Origin of the sequence: Eikenella sp. NML070372 (assembly GCF_001648415.1) — a bacterium.
GTDB lineage: Bacteria > Pseudomonadota > Gammaproteobacteria > Burkholderiales > Neisseriaceae > Eikenella > Eikenella exigua.
Genome location: NZ_LXSN01000004.1, coordinates 12783 through 34525, shown reverse-complemented (window position 1 = coordinate 34525; position 21743 = coordinate 12783). Strand labels below are relative to the sequence as shown.

General features: G+C 49.7%; 31 protein-coding genes. 5 read left to right on the top strand and 26 right to left on the bottom strand.

Annotation, left to right across the window (positions count from 1 at the left end):
- The first annotated feature begins 72 nt into the window (after nt 1–72).
- The 5 genes from ppsA (at nt 73) to A7P97_RS01955 (ending at nt 7160) form a co-directional block, all read left to right on the top strand.
- Nucleotides 73–2466 (top strand): phosphoenolpyruvate synthase, encoded by a 2394-nt coding sequence (gene ppsA, locus A7P97_RS01975; RefSeq protein ID WP_067530167.1) that lies wholly within the window; start codon nt 73–75, stop codon nt 2464–2466.
- Between the two features lie 160 nt (nt 2467–2626).
- Nucleotides 2627–3067, top strand: a complete 441-nt coding sequence (locus tag A7P97_RS01970; protein ID WP_125080456.1) for a hypothetical protein — start codon at nt 2627–2629, stop codon at nt 3065–3067.
- A 100-nt stretch (nt 3068–3167) separates the two neighbouring features.
- Nucleotides 3168–4250, top strand: coding sequence for a TerC/Alx family metal homeostasis membrane protein (locus A7P97_RS01965; protein ID WP_067530165.1), 1083 nt, complete (start codon nt 3168–3170; stop codon nt 4248–4250).
- Between the two features lie 190 nt (nt 4251–4440).
- The gene (gene metG / locus A7P97_RS01960) at nt 4441–6510 is read left to right on the top strand and encodes a methionine--tRNA ligase (protein WP_067530164.1); all 2070 of its coding nucleotides are present in this window, start codon (nt 4441–4443) and stop codon (nt 6508–6510) included.
- A gap of 143 nt (nt 6511–6653) precedes the next feature.
- On the top strand, nt 6654–7160 hold the full coding sequence (locus tag A7P97_RS01955; RefSeq protein ID WP_067530163.1) for a hypothetical protein: 507 nt from the start codon (nt 6654–6656) through the stop codon (nt 7158–7160).
- A gap of 75 nt (nt 7161–7235) precedes the next feature.
- Here A7P97_RS01955 and A7P97_RS01950 read toward each other — a convergent pair whose 3' ends face one another.
- The 26 genes from A7P97_RS01950 to rpsC form a co-directional block, all read right to left on the bottom strand.
- The gene (locus A7P97_RS01950) at nt 7236–7811 is read right to left on the bottom strand and encodes a hypothetical protein (protein ID WP_125080458.1); all 576 of its coding nucleotides are present in this window, start codon (nt 7809–7811) and stop codon (nt 7236–7238) included.
- Nucleotides 7812–7943: 132 nt separating this feature from the next.
- Complete coding sequence (locus tag A7P97_RS01945; protein ID WP_067530161.1) at nt 7944–9263, bottom strand: deoxyribodipyrimidine photo-lyase; 1320 nt, start codon at nt 9261–9263, stop codon at nt 7944–7946.
- Nucleotides 9260–10315 carry a lipopolysaccharide heptosyltransferase II gene (waaF, locus tag A7P97_RS01940; RefSeq protein ID WP_067530160.1) on the bottom strand — a complete coding sequence of 352 codons (1056 nt, stop codon included), beginning with the start codon at nt 10313–10315 and terminating at the stop codon, nt 9260–9262. The genes A7P97_RS01945 and waaF overlap by 4 nt, the downstream gene beginning before the upstream one ends.
- Before the next feature lie 182 nt (nt 10316–10497).
- Nucleotides 10498–10689, bottom strand: a complete 192-nt coding sequence (locus A7P97_RS01935; RefSeq protein ID WP_067530159.1) for a zinc-finger domain-containing protein — start codon at nt 10687–10689, stop codon at nt 10498–10500.
- 634 nt (nt 10690–11323) lie between these two features.
- On the bottom strand, nt 11324–11710 hold the full coding sequence (rplQ, locus tag A7P97_RS01930; protein ID WP_067530158.1) for a 50S ribosomal protein L17: 387 nt from the start codon (nt 11708–11710) through the stop codon (nt 11324–11326).
- Nucleotides 11711–11737: 27 nt separating this feature from the next.
- Nucleotides 11738–12715: a DNA-directed RNA polymerase subunit alpha gene (gene rpoA / locus A7P97_RS01925; RefSeq protein ID WP_067530157.1), complete on the bottom strand. Its 978-nt coding sequence runs from the start codon at nt 12713–12715 to the stop codon at nt 11738–11740.
- Between the two features lie 30 nt (nt 12716–12745).
- Nucleotides 12746–13366, bottom strand: coding sequence for a 30S ribosomal protein S4 (gene rpsD / locus A7P97_RS01920; protein ID WP_067526411.1), 621 nt, complete (start codon nt 13364–13366; stop codon nt 12746–12748).
- A gap of 17 nt (nt 13367–13383) precedes the next feature.
- Nucleotides 13384–13779: a 30S ribosomal protein S11 gene (rpsK, locus tag A7P97_RS01915; protein WP_067447428.1), complete on the bottom strand. Its 396-nt coding sequence runs from the start codon at nt 13777–13779 to the stop codon at nt 13384–13386.
- 13 nt (nt 13780–13792) lie between these two features.
- The gene (rpsM, locus tag A7P97_RS01910; RefSeq protein WP_067530156.1) at nt 13793–14158 is read right to left on the bottom strand and encodes a 30S ribosomal protein S13; all 366 of its coding nucleotides are present in this window, start codon (nt 14156–14158) and stop codon (nt 13793–13795) included.
- A gap of 59 nt (nt 14159–14217) precedes the next feature.
- Nucleotides 14218–14331, bottom strand: coding sequence for a 50S ribosomal protein L36 (rpmJ, locus tag A7P97_RS09575; protein ID WP_049259016.1), 114 nt, complete (start codon nt 14329–14331; stop codon nt 14218–14220).
- Nucleotides 14332–14350: 19 nt separating this feature from the next.
- Nucleotides 14351–14569, bottom strand: a complete 219-nt coding sequence (gene infA, locus A7P97_RS09570; RefSeq protein WP_049259017.1) for a translation initiation factor IF-1 — start codon at nt 14567–14569, stop codon at nt 14351–14353.
- Between the two features lie 24 nt (nt 14570–14593).
- Nucleotides 14594–15865 carry a preprotein translocase subunit SecY gene (gene secY / locus A7P97_RS01905; protein WP_067530155.1) on the bottom strand — a complete coding sequence of 424 codons (1272 nt, stop codon included), beginning with the start codon at nt 15863–15865 and terminating at the stop codon, nt 14594–14596.
- A 49-nt stretch (nt 15866–15914) separates the two neighbouring features.
- Nucleotides 15915–16355: a 50S ribosomal protein L15 gene (rplO, locus tag A7P97_RS01900; RefSeq protein WP_067530154.1), complete on the bottom strand. Its 441-nt coding sequence runs from the start codon at nt 16353–16355 to the stop codon at nt 15915–15917.
- A gap of 6 nt (nt 16356–16361) precedes the next feature.
- Nucleotides 16362–16547: a 50S ribosomal protein L30 gene (gene rpmD / locus A7P97_RS09565; protein ID WP_082881547.1), complete on the bottom strand. Its 186-nt coding sequence runs from the start codon at nt 16545–16547 to the stop codon at nt 16362–16364.
- A gap of 1 nt (nt 16548) precedes the next feature.
- Nucleotides 16549–17055: a 30S ribosomal protein S5 gene (gene rpsE / locus A7P97_RS01895; RefSeq protein ID WP_067526406.1), complete on the bottom strand. Its 507-nt coding sequence runs from the start codon at nt 17053–17055 to the stop codon at nt 16549–16551.
- A gap of 30 nt (nt 17056–17085) precedes the next feature.
- The gene (gene rplR, locus A7P97_RS01890; RefSeq protein ID WP_067442706.1) at nt 17086–17439 is read right to left on the bottom strand and encodes a 50S ribosomal protein L18; all 354 of its coding nucleotides are present in this window, start codon (nt 17437–17439) and stop codon (nt 17086–17088) included.
- Between the two features lie 16 nt (nt 17440–17455).
- Nucleotides 17456–17989, bottom strand: a complete 534-nt coding sequence (gene rplF / locus A7P97_RS01885; RefSeq protein ID WP_067447422.1) for a 50S ribosomal protein L6 — start codon at nt 17987–17989, stop codon at nt 17456–17458.
- A 33-nt stretch (nt 17990–18022) separates the two neighbouring features.
- Nucleotides 18023–18415, bottom strand: coding sequence for a 30S ribosomal protein S8 (gene rpsH / locus A7P97_RS01880; protein ID WP_067526404.1), 393 nt, complete (start codon nt 18413–18415; stop codon nt 18023–18025).
- An 18-nt stretch (nt 18416–18433) separates the two neighbouring features.
- The gene (gene rpsN / locus A7P97_RS09560) at nt 18434–18739 is read right to left on the bottom strand and encodes a 30S ribosomal protein S14 (protein WP_049259020.1); all 306 of its coding nucleotides are present in this window, start codon (nt 18737–18739) and stop codon (nt 18434–18436) included.
- 2 nt (nt 18740–18741) lie between these two features.
- Nucleotides 18742–19281 carry a 50S ribosomal protein L5 gene (gene rplE / locus A7P97_RS01875; RefSeq protein ID WP_067442703.1) on the bottom strand — a complete coding sequence of 180 codons (540 nt, stop codon included), beginning with the start codon at nt 19279–19281 and terminating at the stop codon, nt 18742–18744.
- 22 nt (nt 19282–19303) lie between these two features.
- Entirely contained in the window at nt 19304–19624 is a 321-nt protein-coding gene (rplX, locus tag A7P97_RS01870; protein WP_067526402.1) for a 50S ribosomal protein L24, read from the bottom strand.
- Nucleotides 19625–19635: 11 nt separating this feature from the next.
- A complete protein-coding gene (gene rplN, locus A7P97_RS01865; protein ID WP_067442699.1) occupies nt 19636–20004 on the bottom strand; it encodes a 50S ribosomal protein L14 in 369 nt (122 codons plus the stop codon).
- 190 nt (nt 20005–20194) lie between these two features.
- The gene (gene rpsQ / locus A7P97_RS01860; protein WP_067442697.1) at nt 20195–20458 is read right to left on the bottom strand and encodes a 30S ribosomal protein S17; all 264 of its coding nucleotides are present in this window, start codon (nt 20456–20458) and stop codon (nt 20195–20197) included.
- A complete protein-coding gene (gene rpmC / locus A7P97_RS01855) occupies nt 20451–20648 on the bottom strand; it encodes a 50S ribosomal protein L29 (RefSeq protein ID WP_035573964.1) in 198 nt (65 codons plus the stop codon). Before rpmC ends, rpsQ begins: the two co-directional genes overlap by 8 nt.
- A complete protein-coding gene (gene rplP / locus A7P97_RS01850; protein WP_003823806.1) occupies nt 20648–21064 on the bottom strand; it encodes a 50S ribosomal protein L16 in 417 nt (138 codons plus the stop codon). The genes rpmC and rplP overlap by 1 nt, the downstream gene beginning before the upstream one ends.
- Nucleotides 21048–21743 (bottom strand): 30S ribosomal protein S3, encoded by a 696-nt coding sequence (gene rpsC, locus A7P97_RS01845; protein ID WP_067530153.1) that lies wholly within the window; start codon nt 21741–21743, stop codon nt 21048–21050. The genes rplP and rpsC overlap by 17 nt, the downstream gene beginning before the upstream one ends.

Below are 21743 nucleotides of genomic sequence, written 5' to 3'. Positions count from 1 at the left end.
CATGACAGAAACCCGGCCAGCGGCTAAAATACTGCCGCTTTCCCTTAACTACCCACAGGACGGAATAGAATCATGTCTGGCAACAATGTAATCTGGTTTGAAAATCTGCGTATGACCAACGTGGAACAGGTGGGCGGCAAAAACGCTTCCCTGGGAGAAATGATCAGCCAGCTGGCTGAAAAAGGCGTGCGCGTGCCCGGCGGCTTTGCCACCACGGCCGAAGCCTACCGCGCATTTTTGTCGCACAACGGCTTGAATGAACGCATTTCCGCCTCGCTGGCTGCGCTGGATGTGGACGATGTAGCCGAGCTGGCACGAGTGGGCGCACAAATCCGCCAGTGGATTCTGGATACTCCGTTTCCGGCTGAACTAGAAGCCGACATCAAAGCCGCTTGGGATAAACTGGTGGCCGACGCGGGTACCGACCAAATCTCCGTGGCCGTACGCTCTTCTGCCACTGCTGAAGACTTGCCGGACGCATCTTTTGCCGGCCAGCAGGAAACCTTCCTGAATATCCAAGGCCTGGAAAACGTAAAAGAAGCGATGCACCACGTATTTGCCTCGCTCTATAACGACCGCGCCATCTCCTACCGTGTGCACAAAGGCTTCGCACATGACATGGTGGCCTTGTCTGCTGGCGTACAGCGCATGGTGCGCTCCGACGCTGGTGCTTCCGGCGTGATGTTCACCATCGACACCGAATCCGGCTTCGACCAAGTGGTGTTCGTAACCGCCTCCTACGGCCTGGGCGAGACTGTGGTGCAAGGCGCGGTAAACCCCGACGAATTCTACGTGCACAAGCCCACCCTGCGCGCCGGCCGCCCCGCCATCCTGCGCAAAACCATGGGTTCCAAACTGATTAAAATGGTGTTCACCGACACCGCCGAAACCGGCAAATCTGTGCAGGTGGTAGACGTGGAAGAAGCCGAACGCAAACGCTTCTCCATCAGCAACGAAGAAATCACCGAATTGGCCAAATACGCGCTGATTATCGAAGAACACTACGGCCGCCCGATGGACATCGAATGGGGCCGCGACGGCTTGGACGGCAAGCTCTACATTCTGCAGGCTCGCCCAGAAACCGTGAAATCGCAGGAAGAGCGCAACAGCACCCTGCGCCGCTACCGCATCGAAAACAAATCTGCCGTATTGTGCGAAGGCCGCGCCATCGGCCAAAAAGTCGGTCAAGGTACCGTGCGCCTGATTAAAAACGCCGCCGAGATGGACCAAGTGCAGCCCGGCGACGTATTGGTGACCGACATGACCGATCCGGATTGGGAACCAGTGATGAAGCGCGCCTCCGCCATCGTTACCAACCGCGGCGGCCGCACCTGCCATGCTGCCATTATCGCCCGAGAATTAGGCATCCCGGCAGTAGTGGGCTGCGGCAACGCCACCGATGTGCTCACTCACGGCCAAAGCGTAACCGTATCCTGCACCGAGGGTGACACCGGCCTGATTTATGACGGTCTGCTAAAAGTAGAAGTAATTGATTTGGCATTGGATAACATGCCTGCTTCGCCAGTGAAAATCATGATGAACGTGGGCAACCCTGAGCTCTCCTTCGGCTTTGCCAGCCTGCCCAGCGAAGGCATCGGCCTGGCGCGCATGGAATTCATCATCAACCGCCAAATCGGTATCCACCCGCGCGCATTGCTCGAATTCGACCGCCAAGATGCCGGACTGCAGGTGCAGATTAACGAGCGCATCGCCGGCTACTCCTCACCGGTGGATTTCTACGTGGACAAACTGGCCGAAGGCATCGCCACCATCGCCGCCTCCGCCTATCCGAAAAAGGTTATCGTGCGGATGTCCGACTTCAAATCCAACGAATATGCCAACCTGCTCGGCGGCAATATCTACGAGCCGCACGAAGAAAATCCCATGCTCGGCTACCGCGGCGCCGCCCGCTACATTTCACCCGATTTCAAAGACTGCTTCGCGCTCGAATGCCGCGCCCTGAAATACGTGCGCGACGAAATGGGTCTCACCAACGTGGAAATTATGATTCCCTTCGTGCGCACCCTGCACGAAGCCGAAGCCGTGGTGAAAGCACTAAAAGAAAACGGCCTGGAGCGCGGCAAAAACGGCCTGCGTCTGATTATGATGTGCGAGCTGCCTACCAACTCCATCCTTGCCGAACAGTATCTGAAATACTTCGACGGCTTCTCCATCGGCTCCAACGACATGACCCAGCTCACCATCGGCGTAGACCGCGACAGCGGTGGCCCGATTGCCGGCACCTTCGACGAGCGCGATCCGGCGGTGAAAGTGATGCTGCACCTGGCCATCAAAGCCTGCCGCAAGCTGAACAAATACATAGGCATCTGCGGCCAAGGCCCGTCCGACCACCCGGATTTCGCCAAATGGCTGGTTGAACAAGGCATCGAAACCATTTCGTTGAACCCGGATACGGTGATTGAAACCTGGCTCTACCTGGCTAAAGAGCTGCCGCCCAAGCAGTAAGCCCGGCTAGCAAGCCATAGCAAAGGCTACCTGAAACGCCACACAGCAAATTTCTGTGTAGTGGGTTTTCAGGTAGCCTTAATTACGTCCTGCCCATACGGTAGGCAATCTGTGCTGCATTTTGCAGCAATATGCAAATTTTGCTGCCGCCGCAGGCAGCATGAATTACAATGCCGCACCGCAACAGCCTAATCAGAAAAACTTGCCCGATATGAACGATTTCATCATCACCCCCTTCGAATCGGTAAACACCGACTCGGCCGTTTTCCAGCTGGATGCCACTTTCGACAGCATCAACCAAGAATGGGGCGAGGCCTCGAAAATCCTAACCGACAACATCCTGCGCCAAACCACCGAATACCGCTCTGCCTGCGAGCTGGTGTATGAAAATCAGGGCAAGAAATTGAAATCCATCATCTGCAACAAGCACACCAACCCCATGCTAAACGGCCTGGCCGTGTTCTCTGCCGAGAGCATTGCCGCCTGGAACGAACAATACGATTATGTGGAAGACAACTACTACCTCACCATCCCCGGCCTGGGCGTGTGCATCGGCAACATGGGCGGCAAAAAAATCCCCAAAGCGAAGACCGGCTGGTGATTGCGTTTGCGTGCGGCGAAATTGAGTATTACAAAATGTTTGTTCAGGTATAGCCGGTTTTTCAGGTAGCCCGTACACACCACCATAAGGATTCCCTCCCATGACCACCCATTTAGGTTTTCCGCTGGAAACCGTTGCCGTTTTCGTTGTCCTCTCCGTAGGCGCGATTGCCATTGATCTGTTTGCCCACCGCAGCGACAAGCCCATGTCGCTCAAAAGCGCCGCGCTGTGGTCAGTGTTTTGGATTGCAGTGTCGCTGGCGTTCGGCGGCTATTTGTGGTTCCACCACGGCAGCGAGATGGCCAGCCTGTTTTTCACCGGTTATGCGCTGGAGAAAGTGCTGTCGGTGGACAACTTATTCGTGATTATGGCCGTGTTTTCCTGGTTTAAAATCCCAGAGGCCTACCGCCACCGTGTGCTGTATTGGGGCATCATCGGCGCGATTGTGTTCCGTATGGTGTTCGTGGCCATCGGCACCGGCCTGATGGCGCTGGGGCCGTATGTGGAGCTCGTGTTTGCCGTGGTGGTGGGCTGGACGGGCGTCATGATGCTGCGCCGCGATGAAGAGGAGGAAGCCAACGAAGACTACTCCGAACACCTGGCCTACCGCTGGGTGCACCGTTTCTTCCCAGTATGGCCGCGCCTCTATGGGCACAATTTCTTCCTGCACGGCCACGAGCTTACCGAAGCTTGCCGCCAAAACCCCGACGTGCGCCTCGAGCCGGCCGGCGAAGACCTGAAACACCCGGCGCAACACCACCCGCAGCCGGTGAAAAAAGGCGTGCTGGTGGCCACGCCGCTGTTTTTGTGCTTGGCCATTATCGAGATTTCCGATGTGATGTTTGCCTTCGATAGCGTACCGGCGGTGATTGCCGTATCCAAAGAGCCGCTGATTGTGTACAGCGCCATGATATTCGCCATCCTCGGCCTGCGTACCATGTATTTCGTGCTCGAAGCCCTGCGCGGCTATTTGGTGCACCTGGAAAAAGCCGTGGTGGCGCTGCTATTTTTTATCGCGGTAAAACTGGCGCTTTCCGCCTCCGAGCACCTGTTCCAACACGGCTACGAAATTTCGCCCAACGCCTCGCTGGTGGTGGTGCTGGTAGTGCTGGCCTTGGGCGTGGCCGCTTCTTTCGTGTTCCCGGAAAAAAGTAAAACAGAAGAGCAAAACAAACAGCCCTAAGCACACAGGCTACCTGAAAGCGCCGTTGCAATGCAATGCGGCGAAGCTCTGCAAAGCTAAATTTCAGGTGGCCTCTCCACACAATCCAAAGGCTACCTGAAACCCTTTCAGGTAGCCTTTGCGTCTGCTAAGGGCAGGCCCTTTGTGGCATAATACCGCCCATTTCCATCTTTCCAACAAACCGCGAATCATGACTAAATCACCGCAACGCAAAATCCTCGTTACCTCCGCCCTGCCCTATGCCAACGGCAGCATCCACCTCGGCCATATGGTCGAACACATCCAAACCGACGTTTGGGTGCGCTTTCAAGAACTGCGCGGCCACGAATGCCACTACTGCTGCGCCGACGACACCCACGGCACGCCCGTGATGCTTGCCGCGCAAAAACAAGGCATCGCGCCCGAAGACATGATTGCCAAAGTGCGCGAAGAGCACCTCGCCGATTTCACCGGCTTTTTCATCGGCTACGACAATTATTACAGCACCCATTCCCCTGAAAACAAACAGTTTTCCCAAGACATTTACCGCGCACTCAAAGCCAACGGCAAAATCGAAAGCCGCGTCATTGAGCAGCTTTTCGACCCAGAAAAACAAATGTTCCTGCCCGACCGCTTCGTCAAAGGCGAATGCCCCAAATGTCACGCCCAAGACCAATACGGCGACAACTGCGAAGTCTGCGGCACGACCTATTCCCCGACCGAACTGATCAACCCGTATTCCGCCGTTTCCGGTGCCAAACCCGAATTGCGCGAATCCGAACACTTCTTCTTCAAACTGGGCGAATGCGCCGACTTCCTCAAAGCATGGACTTCCGGCAACAACCCGCACGACGGCAAGCCCCATCTGCAAGCCGAAGCCCTCAACAAAATGAAAGAATGGCTGGGCGAAGGCGAAGAAACCACCCTGTCCGATTGGGACATCTCCCGCGACGCGCCGTATTTCGGTTTCGAAATCCCCGACGCGCCGGGCAAATACTTCTACGTCTGGCTGGACGCACCCGTCGGTTACATGGCGTCGTTTAAAAACCTGTGCGACCGCATCGGCATCGATTTTGACGAATACTTCAAAGCCGACAGCCAAACCGAGATGTACCACTTCATCGGCAAAGACATCCTCTATTTCCACGCCCTGTTCTGGCCCGCCATGCTGCATTTCTCCGGCCACCGCGCCCCGACCGGCGTGTACGCACACGGCTTCCTGACCGTGGACGGACAAAAAATGTCCAAATCGCGCGGCACCTTCATTACCGCCAAATCCTATCTGGAACAAGGTCTGAACCCCGAGTGGATGCGCTACTACATCGCCGCCAAACTCAACAGCAAAATCGAAGACATCGATTTGAACCTGCAAGACTTTATCTCGCGCGTAAACAGCGACCTCGTCGGCAAATACGTCAATATCGCCGCCCGCGCGTCAGGCTTTCTGGCCAAACGCTTTGAAGGCCGTCTGAAAGACGTTTCAGGTAGCCTGTTATTGCAAAAACTCGCTGCCGAAAGCGACGGCATCGCCGAGCAATACGAAAACCGCGAATACGCCCGCGCCCTGCGCGACATCATGGCATTGGCAGACGCGGTGAACGAATACGTCGATGCCAACAAGCCGTGGGAGCTCGCCAAACAGGAAGGTCAGGACGAACGCCTGCATGAAGTATGCAGCGAACTCATCAATGCCTTCACCATGCTGACCGCCTACCTCGCCCCCGTGTTGCCGCAAACCGCCGCCAACGCCGCGCGTTTCCTCAATCTGGACGCGATTACCTGGGCGAACACGCGCGAAACCCTAGGCGAAGAACACGCCATCAACAAATACGAACATTTAATGCAACGAGTGGAGCAAAAACAAGTGGACGATTTAATCGAAGCCAACAAACAAAGCATTGCCGCCGCAGCCGCGCCTGTTGAAGACAGCAAATACGAAAAAGTTGCCGAGCAGGCCAGCTTCGACGACTTCATGAAAATCGACATGCGCGTTGCCAAAGTATTGAACTGCGAAGCCGTCGAAGGTAGCACCAAACTCTTAAAATTCGACCTCGATTTCGGTTTTGAAAAACGCATCATTTTCTCCGGCATCGCCGCGTCTTATCCCAACCCTGCCGAATTGAACGGCCGCATGGTTATCGCCGTCGCCAACTTCGCCCCACGCAAAATGGCAAAATTCGGCATATCCGAAGGCATGATTCTCTCCGCCGAACTGCCAGACGGATCCTCCCGTATCCTCAGCCCCGATACTGGTGCTCAGCCCGGGGATAAGGTTTGCTAAATGCGGAAAGGTTATCTGAAAATTGTTAGCTTCGCAGACACTACACTACTGTGCTGCATTGAAACCTTGCTTTCAGATAGCCTTTTCTGATACATTCTACTGCCGTTTCTTGCTGAAGCAACTCTGCTAGAGGAATCAATATTATGAAAAAATCCCTCGCCCTCCTGCTACTGGCCTCCTTCGCCGTGCCTGCCTTTGCTCAAACCCGGCCAGGCACCGACCATGCCTCACTGGCTGCCGAGTGCGAGCAGCTAATTAAAGATACCAACACCTTGGCCAACGGTACGCTCTGTTATCGGGAAAGCCCGGAAGCATCAAGCTATTTCAACGATTTATCCATGATACTGCTGTTTAACCACCCCAAAGTGGATCAATGCCGCCAGCAAGCTAGGCAATCTCCAAATCAAAGCCATACGGCCCGCCCCACCAACGCTGATTTGGGCAAACTGTGCGCCGAGAGCCGAGTCGAACGCGCCCGTCTGCGCCGTGAGATTGAAACCTATCTCGACAGCAAAATGGCCGGATACGCCGCTGCAGAAGCCCCAAAACGCGGCATCTCCGCTGCAGAACTGCTGCACCAAACCCGCGCCAAGGAAACCGAGCGCCGAGCCAAAGTGGATGCCGCCATACGCCGGATAGACGGCCGTTAAGAGCATATACCTGCAAGCAAAAGGCTACCTGAAAATTTGTTTTCAGGTAGCCTTTTCATATGCTCAAGCAGCCGTTTATTTCTGTTGCTGTGGCGCGCTCATCTGCTCCTGCCAGCGCTGCATATTCTGCTCCAATTGCGTTTGGTTGATGATACCGGCCGAAGCAAACAATACCATAACGACCATGGCCGTTACCAATAAAGTACAGAAACCGGCAAAATAGCCCAGCAACACCTGCCACAGACGCACGCCGCAGAGGCGGGCATAGCCCATCACACCCACGGCAAACGCCCAAGCCATCCAAACTTGCAGCAACAGTGCCAGACTGGGTACGTACAGAATCAACAAAGCAGGCAAAGAGAGCACTTCAGTAAGCAGCGTGTAGCCCCACAAAGATTGCCACCGGCCACCGAGTGCACCCATCAGCCGGGTCATCACGCCGGCAAACACCGGCCATTTCACCAAATTTAGGCAAAACACAAACACCATCATGCCGTATTGCCCGGTCAGCACGGGCGAAAGCATCGCTGTGTTCACGGCAGCCACCATCACCAGCGCGCCCAGGCAATCCGGTAGTGAGTAGGCATATTCTTCGGCAGGGCGCAATCGCAGCCGCATCAGGTTGGCGGCATCGCTCATCAATCGGTACATGGCAAGCAGTCGTTGGTTGTGTAAAGGCGGAATTATAGCGCCAAAGCCATAAAGTTCGCGCCAAAGCTAGAGGCTACCTGAAAGCGGCAACGAAGTTAACCGTTTTTCAGGTAGCCTCTTCATCGCCCTGCCCTAGCGCGCCCGATAATCTACTACCGGCGCCGGGTAGCCGTTGGTGTTCACTTCCGCTGCGGCCAGCCACGGGGCATGGATACGGCGGCTATCGAGATGTGCCAACTGCGGCAGATGGCGGCGGATGAATTGGCCGTCGGGATTGAGCTTTTGTGACCAAACCACGGGGTTGAAGGGCTGCCGTTCAACCCGCTTACCACCCAGGCCGGCAGCCAGCTGCCAGTTGTCGCTGTTGGCGGCGGGCTCGAAATCCAGCAACTGGCGGGCAAACCAGCCGGCACCATCCTGCCAGCGGCCACCCAGCACGTGGCAGAAAAAAGCGGCGCAGAAACGGCGCAGGCTGTGCGGTAACCAGCCGGTGTCGCGCAGCAGGCGCATGGCGGCATCAACCAGCGGGTAGCCGGTTATGCCTTGCTGCCAAGCGGCCATCAGCACTTGGTTGGCCTGCCCGGCTGCGGCACGGTGTTCGGGCAGGCCTTGCTGCAGCACATCGGGATATTGGCGGAAATAATGCCGCCAAAATTCGCGCCGGGCCAAAGCTTCGCGCCAGGCAGTAGCATCAGGCGAGTTGCCGGCCACCGCCCACACCCGGCGCACCGACAGCGTGCCAAACACAAGATGCGGCGAGAGCTGCGAGCTGCCGTGTTGGGCGGGCAGGCTGCGCAACACCGGGTAATACGGCAGGCGCGACAAAAATTCGGCCAGCTGCCGCCGGGCGGCGGTTTCGCCGCCGGGAATGGTGAGCACGGCACGGGGGACAGCAGGCAGCGCGGCAGTTTTCAGATTTTCAGGTAGCCTTTTCTGCTGCGCGGCCAAATCCGGCGGCGGCCAGGCCGGTGCTTGCCAAGCGGCATATTGTTCGGCACATGCGGCCTGCCAGGCTACCTGAAACGCGGCAAAGGCCGGCTCATTGAAATACGGCGAACGGATAAATTGGAAGGGCGGCTGCAACAGGCCGTCGGCCACGCCGTGCAGCCGGCAGCCCTGCTTTTCCAGCACGGCGCGTAATGCGCCCTGCCCTGCCCCGTCGCTTGCACACACCACTTCTGCCGCACGGCAATATGCCGCCATTTCGGCCACCGCCTGCACGGGATTACCTCCGCGCACATGCAGCGGAATACCGCATTCGGCCAGCCGTGCCTGCAAATCGCGCAGGCTCTGCCAAATAAAATAACGCCGCCACGCCGTGAGTGCACTGTCGTTCGGCCACACATACAGGCCGAGCAGCAGCCGGCCAGTGCGGGTGGCGGCTTGTAGGGCAGGCTGGTCGTCGGTGCGCAGGTCTTGCCGGAACCAGATTAAGGTAGTGGGTACGCTCATTTTGCTGGAGTTTCAGGCGCTTGTTCGGGGAAGCGGGAGCAGATGGCACGGCAGCCGGCTTGGTACACCAAATCCGGCTCGAGCTTGTTGAGGCAATCGGTGTGGCCGAGCGGGCATTCACGCTTGAAGCAGGGGCTGCACTCGAGGTGCAGGCTCACCACCTGCGCATGCAAGCTCAGGGGCGGGGTATGCTCTGGGCTGGACGAGCCGTACACGGCAGCCAGCGGGCGATTCAGCGCGGCAGCCAGGTGCATCAGGCCGCTGTCATTGCACACCACGATTTGCGCAAGGGCGAGCAAATCGATGGCTTCGGAAAGGCTGGTCCGTCCACACAAATTGGTGCAAAGGCTACCTGAAAGCCGCTGTACTTCTTCGGCGGTTTCGTGGTCTTTGGCCGAGCCGAACAACCAAATCTGATAGCCTTCAGCGGCGTAGCGTTTAGCCAATGCAGCAAAATGGCGTGGCGGCCAGCGTTTGCCCGGGCCGTATTCCGCACCGGGGCAGAAAGCGGCCGCGGGGCGGTCGTGCCTCAAACCATGGGCATGCATGGCGGCTTCGCTGGCGGCAGCAGAAACGGAGAGGCGGGGAAAATCGCCGGGGCGCGGCTCGAACGGCACGCATTTCGGGTAAGCCAAGGCAGTGTAACGATCGGCCATCAGCGGCAGTGCGGCCTTATCCAGCTTGCGGATGTCGTTGAGCAACGGGTAGCGGCTCTCACCCACATAGCCGGTGCGCTGCGCGATGCCGCCGGCGCGGGCAATCAGCGCAGATTTAAACGAGCCGGGCAACACGATCACTTGGTCATAGCCGCGCCGTGCCAGCTCTTTGCCCAGCCGCCAGCGCTCGCGCAGCCGCAATGCGCCGTGGGCGAAGGGGTTTTCCAAAATCTGGTTGATTTCGGGCATGCGCTCGAACACGGCCATCGACCACTTGGGCGCAAATATGTCAATCCGGCAGCCGGGATGCAATTCGTGCAGGCGGCGGTAAAGCGGCTGCGTCATCACGCAATCGCCAATCCAAGAAGGAGAGATGATGAGGATATTTTTGGGCATGGCAAGGAATCGGCGGGATATAGCGAATGAATTTAACGTTCGCTATAGAACAGCGGCGTAGACATTTTTCGGGCAGACTCTGGCGGCTTTGGTATGCCGTTATAGAGGGATTCCTGTAGTAATGCTAAGAGGGCCAAGGCGGTAACAGTTGCGAACTGCCCCACTATACTAAAACCAGAACGTTAGTAATGCCCACCTACTTCGCCGTTGAGCTGATAGATGCTGCTACAATACGAGCATTCGATGCTGCCGTTGGAGGTAATCGGCAAAAATACACGCGGTTGGCCATCCCAGGCTTCGTGCGTGGGGTCACTGCAATGTAGAGGCAGATCAGCAGGCGTGATAACGATGGGAAGCTGTACTTGGTAGGGCATGGTGGGTATCCTTATTAGATAATTGGTGTGTTGGTTGCAGGAAAGCATTTTGTACACAGGGTTGCTAGCAAATTAGCCTAGTCTTGGCTATGTATTAGCTTGCTATACTGCCTTATATTGGGAATGTATTTAGCCGGCCGATTGGTGGATCTGGCTAACCTTAAGGGATTATACCGATGCTTGGATAGGAGGTGTAGCAGATAGCTATTGCGGGGGTAGATTAGTATCCGCAGCTGGAATACGAACAAAGCTGCCTGAAAATAGTGTGCCAATCATAAGAATTGAGAGCACTGAATAAACGGGATTAGTGTCCTGTCCATCAAGATAGGATACTGCACCGAAGTTCAGCAAAAGTAGCGAAGTTGTGCATGATTCCAAATATGGGACGATTAGATTCAACGCCTTTCAGAAGAGAGCTTTGAAGAAAGAAGGAGTTGGCCATTTAATTGTTACATAAATAGAATATAAATTTAGTTTGCTTTGCCACACTCCTCTGTGCTGTCCGCAACTTACCACCTTGTCTCATCCCTATTTGAAACAAATATAAAGCTTAATTTAAAGCCCAACAAATAAAAAAAGCCGAATTCTATGTAATCCACAGAATTCAGCTTTCGGCAACAGCTCAATCAAACAGTTATGCAGCCTCAGTATTTGAGTCTTCAGTGGCCAAATCGGTCAATTGCACCAATGCTAACGGCGCATTATCACCTTTACGGAAGCCATATTTCAAAATACGAACATAACCACCATTGCGGCTGGCAAAACGAGTACCCAACTCATCGAACAGTTTCACTACAACATCTCTGTCGCGAGTTCTGTTAAAGGCAGTACGACGATTAGCTAAAGAAGGCTTCTTACCCAAAGTAATCAAAGGCTCTACTACTCGTTTCAACTCTTTAGCCTTGGGCAGAGTAGTTACAATAGTTTCATGGGTTAAAAGCGAATTAGCCATATTACGCAACATCGCTGCACGATGGCTGCTTGTGCGGTTTAATTTGCGGTTGGCATTACCATGACGCATAATTTTATTATCCTTTTCAATTAAATATTAAGGCTTATCTAAACCAACAGGTGGCCACACATCCAATTTTGAGCCCAAGGTCAAGCCTTTTGAAGCCAATACTTCTTTAATCTCGTTTAAAGATTTTCTGCCAAGATTCGGGGTTTTCAGCAATTCGGTTTCGGTTCGCTGAATCAAATCACCAATATAGTAGATATCTTCAGCTTTCAAGCAATTCGCTGAACGAACAGTCAATTCCAAATCATCTACTGGGCGTAGCAGAATCGGGTCAATATGCGGAGCTTCTTCTTTAGACTCTTCAACCGGTGTCCCTTCCAAGTCAGCAAATACCGACATTTGATCAATCAGTATCCGAGCTGCTCGACGCACTGCCTCTTCCGGATCAATTGCACCATTGGTTTCAATATCTAAAACCAAACAATCCAAGTCCGTCCGCTGCTCCACACGAGCAGCCTGAACCTCAAAGCTAACACGATGAACAGGAGAAAAGTTGGCATCCAAATGAATAGCGCCAATTTGCTTGTGGTCATCATCCCTGCTACTAACAGTTTGATAGCCACGACCCTTTTCTACAGTAATTGTCAGTTCAATCTTGCCATTATCAGACAAGCGGCAAATAACATGTTCTGGATTAATTACTTCCACATCATGCGGCAATTCCAAATCAGCAGCAGTTACTACCCCACTACCTGATTTATTTAAGCTAACCTGGACCGAATCACGACCCTGAAGCTTGAATACCACTCCTTTAATATTCAGCAATATGTCTACAACATCTTCCTGAACACCATCTAAAGTAGAATATTCATGCAGTACACCGTCAATTACCACCTCTGTAGGTGCAAAACCATTCATTGATGATAGCAATATACGGCGCAACGCATTGCCTAATGTATAACCAAAACCCCGCTCAAATGGCTCCATAAAAACTTTTGCACGCGTTGCAGACAAAGCATCTACATCAATCTGTCGCGGCTTCAGAAATTCATAGGTGCTGTTTTGCATTTAACTGCCCCCTTTTTTGAGCCAATGAAATTATTTTGAGTAAAACTCAACCACTAACTGCTCGTTAATATCACTATACAAGTCAGCACGGTCAGGCATATTTCTAAATACGCCCTCTTGCTTATCGACATCTACAGAAACCCAGCTTGGCAAGCCAATTTGAGCAGCCAATTGCAATGATTCTTGGATACGAACCTGTTTTTTAGCTTTTTCCCGCACAGAGACAGTATCTCCCGCTTTTACCTGGAAAGACGGGATATTAACTACTTCGCCATTCACCAAAATTGCTTTATGGGATACCAACTGACGAGCTTCCGCACGAGTAGAACCAAAACCCATGCGATATACCACGTTATCCAAACGTGACTCAAGCAGCTGCAACAACAGCTCGCCAGTCGCACCCCTACGACGTGAGGCTTCAGCAAAATAACGGCGGAACTGTCTCTCTAACACACCATATAATCTACGGATTTTTTGTTTCTCACGTAGCTGAATACCATAGTCAGACAAACGACCTCTTCTTGCACCATGCTGACCAGGAGCGTTTTCAAGTTTACATTTTGACTCAATAGGACGGCGCGCACTTTTCAAAAAAAGATCGCTACCTTCACGACGAGCTAATTTGCATTTAGGGCCAATATAACGTGCCATAAGTTAATTACTCCAGATTAAATACGACGTTTTTTAGGTGGACGACATCCATTATGAGGCAATGGAGTAACATCAGTAATACTTACAATCTTAAAACCGATAGCATTTAGAGAACGAACAGAAGACTCTCGACCAGGCCCAGGCCCTTTAATGCGAACTTCCAAATTTTTCACACCATATTCCTGCGCAGCCTTACCAGCTGCTTCAGCAGCTACCTGAGCGGCAAAAGGGGTGCTTTTGCGAGATCCTTTAAACCCTGCACCACCAGATGTAGCCCAAGACAGAACATTACCCTGTCGATCAGTAATGGTAATTATAGTATTATTAAAAGAGGCATGAATATGGACAATACCATCATTCACTACTTTCCGTACTTTTTTACGCGCACGCGCAACTGTAGTTGCTTTAGCCATTTAACTTAATCTCCTAACCCTTTTTGCCTGCAATTACCTTACGAGGACCTTTTCTAGTACGGGCATTAGTCCTAGTACGCTGCCCACGACATGGCAAACCACGACGGTGACGAAACCCACGATAACAACCCATATCAATCAGTCGTTTGATATTCATAGTAATTTCACGACGCAGATCACCTTCAATTTCATACTGCGCAACCTGCTCACGCAAAGCATCTAACTGCCCCTCTGTCAAATCCTTTACCTTAATATCAGGAGCAATAGCTGCATTATTACAAATCAATTTTGCGCGACTGGCGCCAATACCATAAATTACCTGCAAACCAATTACAACATGGGCATTATTAGGAATATTCACTCCTGCAACACGAGCCATTCTTCGTTTCCTTTTAAGACGAAAAGCTACACAAGCATAGCATATTTTATTTTAAACAATTAGCCTTGTCGCTGTTTATGACGTGGATCTGTGCAGATCACTCTCACAACGCGATTGCGACGAATAACCTTGCAATTGCGACAAATCTTCTTTACCGATGGTTGAACACGCATTTATTTTCCTTTTCATGATTTAACGAGCTCGAAAAACGATACGAGCACGGGATAAGTCATAAGGTGTCATTTCTACAGTAACCTTATCACCAGGTGAAATCCGGATATAGTGCATTCGCATCTTCCCAGAAATATGTCCTAATACTTCATGGCCATTTTCCAGTTTAATTTTAAAAGTCGCATTAGGCAAAGTCTCCAATACCTCGCCCTGCATTTGTATAGTATCTTCTTTAGCCATAATCTCTTTACTTACATAGTACAATTACTTCTTAGCTGAACCTTTCCTCATTAAATGCTCATACTGCTGATTCATACGATAGGAAGCAACCTGAGTACCAAAGTCCATAGTAACAACAACCAAAATAAGAAGAGACGTTCCACCCAAATGAAATGGAATGCCGAGCACTCCCGTAACAAACTCTGGAATCAAGCAAATAATAGTTATATACAACGCACCAAAGAAGGTAAGGCGCATAACCACTTTTTCCAAATAATTTGAGGTTTGTTCACCTGGCCGAATACCTGGGACGAAAGCCCCACTTTTCTTCAAATTCTCAGCCATTTCTCTTGGGCTAAATACTAACGCAGTATAAAAATAGCAGAAGAAAATTATGGCCGCTGCAAATACTACCAAATATAAAGATTTACCTGGGGAAAGATTAGCAGCGATAAAATCAACAAATACATTACCATCCACTCTTTTATCCAACCACCCAATAATTTGAGACGGGAATAAAATTACGCTAGATGCAAAAATTGGAGGAATCACGCCTGCCATATTTATTTTAAATGGCAAATGGGTTTTCTGTCCTTGTACAATTCGGTTCCCGATTTGTCGACGCGCATAATGAATAGGAATCTTACGCTGAGCACTCTCAATATAAACAACTATATAGATCAGGCACAACCCACCGAACAATACAAAAAGAATTGCCCCATAGCCACTAGCACCAGTAATTGCCAGATTCAACAAGTTACTAACCGCGCCAGGGAGAGCAGCCACAATTCCTGCTGTAATTAATAATGAAACACCATTACCAATACCACGCTCAGTCATCTGCTCTCCAAGCCACATCAAGAACATGGTTCCGGTTACCAGACACGTAATTGTAGAAATGTAGAACTCTGACCGTCCAATCACTACAAGATCTGGTTGCTGATAAACAAACGCTGCCGCTGTAAATGCTTGTACTATCGCAACAATCAGAGTTCCCCAACGAGTATATTTGGTCAAAGCTCGGCGTCCCGCTTCCCCTTCCTTTTTCAAGGCCTTTAACGATGGTAGTACCTCAGCAACCAATTGAATAATAATAGATGCTGAAATATATGGCATAATTCCTATGGCAAAAATACTAAACCTCTCTAAAGAACCGCCAGAGAAGAGATTAAGCATCTCCAAGATACCGGCATTACCTTCCTTAAAACTATTAGCGAGTGCTGCAGCATTGACTCCAGGTACGGGAATATGAGCCCCTACCCTAAAGACGATAAGAGCCCCGAGCAAAAACAACAGGCGTCTTCTCAAATCATTCATTCTTGCTAAATTCCTAATTACAGCCACCTCTCGGTATTTTCAACAAATATCAAGACAACTCTACAACCCCACCAACAGCCTCAATAGCTGCCTGAGCACCTTTGGTAACCTTAACGTCGCCACGAACAGTAAGTACTTTAGCAACAGACCCAGTAGCAACCACTTTAACCGCGCTCACCTCAGAGTTTAATAAGCCGTTTTGTTTTAATATTAGGATATCAACCTCTTTACCATTTACTTTATTCAAGTCAGACAAAGTAATAACTGCTGCTTTCAAAGAAGAGATTGGCTTAAAGCCCCTCTTGGGAAGGCGGCGTTGGAGAGGCATCTGCCCGCCTTCAAAACCAACCTTATGAAATCCACCAGCACGGCTTTTTTGCCCTTTATGTCCACGACCACACGTTTTACCAAGACCACTACCAATACCACGTCCAACACGACGCTTAACATGGATAGAGCCTGCAGATGGTTGAATTGTATTCAAAAACATAAATAATTAGCCCCCAACCTTCAAGAGATAACTTACTTTATTAATCATTCCACGATTTTCAGGAGTATCTAACACTTCAACTGAATGATGCCGATGGCGCAAACCCAAGCCCTGGACACACTGCCGATGAGATTTAACCGTACCAATCAAACTCTTAGTAAGCGTTACAATAATTGTCTTTTGCGTACTCATCTTAAACCCCCAACTCTTCCACAGACATACCGCGTTTAGCTGCCACCTCACTCGGGGCATATAATTTTACCAAACCGTCTAAAGTGGCTCGAACGATATTATATGGATTAGTAGAACCATGTACTTTTGCAGAAATATTATGAACCCCCATTGCTTCAAAAATTAGTCGCATTGGGCCACCGGCTTTTACACCACTACCTTCTTTTGCAGGCTGCATAAACACCTTTGTAGCACCATGTTTACCAACCACCTCGTGGTGAATAGTTCCATTATTCAATGATACCTTAATCATTGAACGTCTAGCCTGATCCATAGCTTTCTGAACCGCAGCAGGTACTTCTTTAGATTTACCTTTACCCATTCCGATACGGCCATCACCATCACCAACCACTGTCAGTGCTGAAAACGCCATGATTCGACCACCCTTAACCACCTTGGTGACACGATTAACAGCAACCATTTTTTCAATCAAGCCATCATTACGTTCTTCAATATCTTGCTTTGCCATTATCTGATCCTCAAATCTGTAACTATTATCCTAGAAATTCAGGCCATTTTCACGAGCGGCCTCTGCCAATGCTTTGACACGCCCATGATACTGAAAACCAGATCTATCAAAAGCAACTCTTTCAATACCTAATGCTTTAGCTTTTTCCGCAATTCTTTTACCCACTAAAGATGCAGCTTGAACATTACTGCATGAGTCTAAGCTTTTTCTTACCTCTGACTCTACTGTGGAAGCCTGAGACAAAACAATACCACCACTCGCATCAATTATTTGTGCGTAAATATGGTTATTACTTCGAAATACGCACAACCTAATCTCTCCAAGTTGCTTTATGCGCGCACGCGCTTTATGCGCGCGACGAGCTCTTCTAGTATACTTATCCATGAATGCAATTCCTTAGCTATTTTTTCTTTGCTTCTTTCAAAACTACCACTTCGTCCAAATAGCGTACACCCTTACCTTTATAAGGCTCAGGAGGTCGAAAACCACGAATTTCAGCTGCTACCTGCCCTACAATTTGCTTATTGGCGCCCTTCAGCGCTATCTCCGTGGGAGACGGTGTCTGAACAGACACACCTGCTGGCATATCATAAACAACAGGATGCGAGAATCCCAAAGAAAGATTTAAGGTAGAGCCCTGGGCCTGTGCACGATACCCCACACCAACCAACTGTAACCTTTTCTCAAATCCTTCAGCCAACCCTTTAACCATGTTAGCTGCAATCGCCCGAATAGTACCTGACATTGTATCTGCTTCTTTAGTATCAGTAACAGCAGAAAATACTAACTGCCCATCAGCAAACTGAACCAAGATACTACTAGGCACTGCAACACTTAACTTGTCACTCTTATTCTTTATTACCAACTTACCAGCCCCAAGCTCAACATCAAGACCAGCAGGGACATGCACTGGATTTTTTGCTATACGAGACATTTTAAATAAAGCTCCTTAATTGGCCACTTAAAGTTAAGCCACGATGCACAACAACTCACCACCCACACCTGAGGCAAGAGCCTTATGCCCAGTCATCACGCCCTTGGATGTACTAACGATAGCAATACCCAACCCATTCATAACTCGCGGAATTGAATCTGCACCCTTGTACACCCTTAAGCCGGGACGAGAAACTCGCTTAATCTGCTCAATTACCGGCTTTCCCAGGTAATACTTCAACTGAATTTCCAAAACGGGCTTCACACCAGAAGACACCGAAAAGCTATCAATATACCCTTCCTCTTGCAGAACTTTAGCAATTGCACATTTCACCTTAGAAGAAGGCATAGCAACGGAAGCTTTATTTGCACGCTGCGCATTACGAATGCGAGTCAGCATATCAGAAATAGGATCATGCATACTCATTACCATTATCCTTAAAATTTACCAGCTGGCCTTAATAACACCAGGAATCTCACCACGCATCGCAATCTCGCGAATCTTAGTACGCCCTAAGCCAAACTTACGGAAGGTGCCACGTGGTCGCCCCGTTAAAGCACAGCGTCTTCTTTGACGAATAGGTGATGCATTTCGAGGAATAGCTTGAAGCTTTAAACGAGCCTCAAATCGCTCTTTATCGCTTACCCCTGCATCATTAATTACTGCAAAAATTGCAGCCCTCTTTGCAGCATACTTTTTTGCAAGCGCAACGCGTTTAGCTTCTCGATTAATAAGAGCTTTTTTTGCCATGATTATCCCTTAAATGGAAATTTAAAAAGCGAAAGCAATGCTCTTGCCTCTTCATCCGTTTTCGCAGTAGTAGTAATCGTGATATTTAACCCACGAAGTGTATCAATCTTATCGTACTCAATCTCAGGGAAAATAATCTGCTCACGAACACCCATATTATAATTACCTTGACCATCAAAAGATTTACTATTCACCCCTCGAAAGTCTCTAACACGCGGCAAAGCTACAGAAATTAATCTATCCAAAAATTCAAACATCCTCTCCTTACGAAGAGTAACCTTGCAACCAACCGGATAGTCATCACGGATCTTAAACCCAGCAATTGATTTTCTAGCCAAAGTAACAACAGGCTTCTGCCCAGCAATTTTTTCCAAATCGCTAACGGCATGCTCCATCACTTTTTTATCAGCAACTGCCTCACCAACCCCCATATTTAATGTTATTTTTTCAATACGAGGAACCTCCATGATGGACTTATACCCAAACTGCGACATCAACGCAGGAACAACCGTCTCAATATAAAACTCTCTCAACCGTGCCATACCTAAATTTCCTTAGCTCAACTTAAGCCAACTCAGTACCGTTAGACTTAAACACTCTCACACGTCTAACCTTGCCATTCTCATCAATCAACTTAATACCAACTCGATCCGCTTTCTGCGTCTCTTTGTTATAAATAGCGACGTTTGAAATGTGAATAGGCATATTTTTAACAACCACACCACCCTCAATATTACGCATAGGATTAGGCTTTTGGTGCCTCCTAACAAGATTCACTCCCTCAACAACCACCTTATCACCTAACAAACGGGTAACTTGCCCCTGCTTACCTTTATCTCTACCCGAGATAACAACAACATGATCGCCCTTAATAATTTTACTCATAATCTTATCTCTCAGATCACTTCAGGAGCCAACGAAACAATCTTCATAAACCGCTCAGTACGCAATTCACGCGTTACCGGCCCAAAAATGCGCGTACCCATAGGCTCAAGCTTAGTATTCAGCAGTACAGCAGCATTATTATCAAATTTAATTAACGCACCATCTGCACGACGAATGCCTTTAGCTGTACGAACAACAACAGCATTATATACATCACCTTTTTTCACTCGGCCACGTGGAGCCGCATCCTTAACCGATACCTTAATAACATCACCAACGCTTGCATAACGGCGCTTAGAACCACCAAGCACCTTAATGCACATAACGCGACGAGCACCAGAGTTATCAGCCACATCCAAAATAGTCTGCATCTGAATCATGTCATTACCTTTTTAAAACCAACTTAACCTATCATTAGTCTCAAATAGATGACCAGCATCTACCAAAATAGATCAGTTTTGGCCCCGACAGGGAGAAACTCCTAGGAAACTAGAAGCTAGAAAGGCGAGGAGTTTACAGCCTTTTCTTTCCTACTGCAAGACCTCGCCTACAAAAATACCAAAATTACAACTAAATTTCTTGAGACTTCTCAAGCAGGCTTTGGACAACCCATGACTTTGTCTTGGACAAAGGGCGACCCTCAGCAATTACCACCACATCACCCACTTTGCACTCATTTCGCTCATCGTGAGCGTAAATTTTAGTGGATCGCTGGATAATCTTACCATACAAGGGGTGTTTTACTCTGCGCTCAATCAAGACGGTTACTGTTTTATCCATCTTGTCGCTGATCACCCTACCTTGCAAAGTTCGAATAATTTTGGCATCACTCATTGCCAACCCCTTTCTCAGCTAACTTGGTTTTTACGCGGGCAATATCACGACGAACGCGCTTCAGCTCACTATTCTTGCTTAGCTGGCCAGTAGCATGTTGCATACGCAAACTAAATTGCGTCTTTAACAAACCAACCAGATCAGCCTCCAGCTGCTCCAATGATTTGTCTTTTAAATCAATCATTTTCATCATTTACCTACCTGCCGGGACACAAATGTTGTACGTATAGGCAATTTTGCAGCCGCTAAAGCAAACGCCTCTCTAGCCAAGGATTCTGATACTCCATCCATTTCATAGAGCACTTTGCCAGGCTTGATTTCAGCGACATAATACTCTACAGAGCCTTTACCGCCACCCATACGTACTTGGATTGGTTTTTCAGTAATAGGTTTATCTGGAAACACACGAATCCAAATACGCCCACCACGCTTAATATGACGAGTCATAGCACGTCGAGCCGCTTCAATCTGTCGAGCCGTTAATCTGCCACGACCAATTGCCTTCAAACCAAAATTACCAAAGCTGACATCGTATCCATTAGTAGCGACACCAGTATTGCGACCTTTATGCTGCTTGCGATATTTCATTCTAACCGGCTGTAGCATGGCGGCCACCTCCTTTTCTACGCTTATTCTCAGTGTTGGTATTTTCCAACAACTGTCCAGTCTCGCCCTTATAAACCCATACTTTCAGGCCTATAACACCATAGGTGGTATGAGCCTCGCTAGTGGCATATTCAACAGCTGCTCGCAAAGTATGCAACGGCACACGACCCTCACGATACCACTCGCTACGAGCGATATCCGCGCCATTCAGACGCCCTGAAGTCATAATCTTGATACCTTTAGCACCAGCACGCATCGCATTCTGCATGGCACGCTTCATTGCGCGACGGAACTGTACACGTTTTTCCAACTGTTGAGCGATACCATCAGCAATCACTTGAGCATCCAGTTCAGGCTTGCGAATTTCTTCGATATTCACATGAACAGGAACACCAAGCAATTGGTGCAAATCTTGCTTCAATACCTCAATATCCTCGCCCTTTTTACCAATCACGACACCAGGGCGTGCAGTATGAATGGTGATGCGAGCAGATTTAGCCGGACGCTCAATCACTACGCGGCCTACTGAAGCATTTGCCAAGCGCTTACGCAAATAATCACGCACATCGATATCCTGCTTCAATACAGCAGCAAATTCTGTGCTCTTGGCGAACCACTTAGATGACCAGTCTTTATTTACAGCTAGGCGAAAGCCAGTTGGATGAATTTTTTGTCCCAT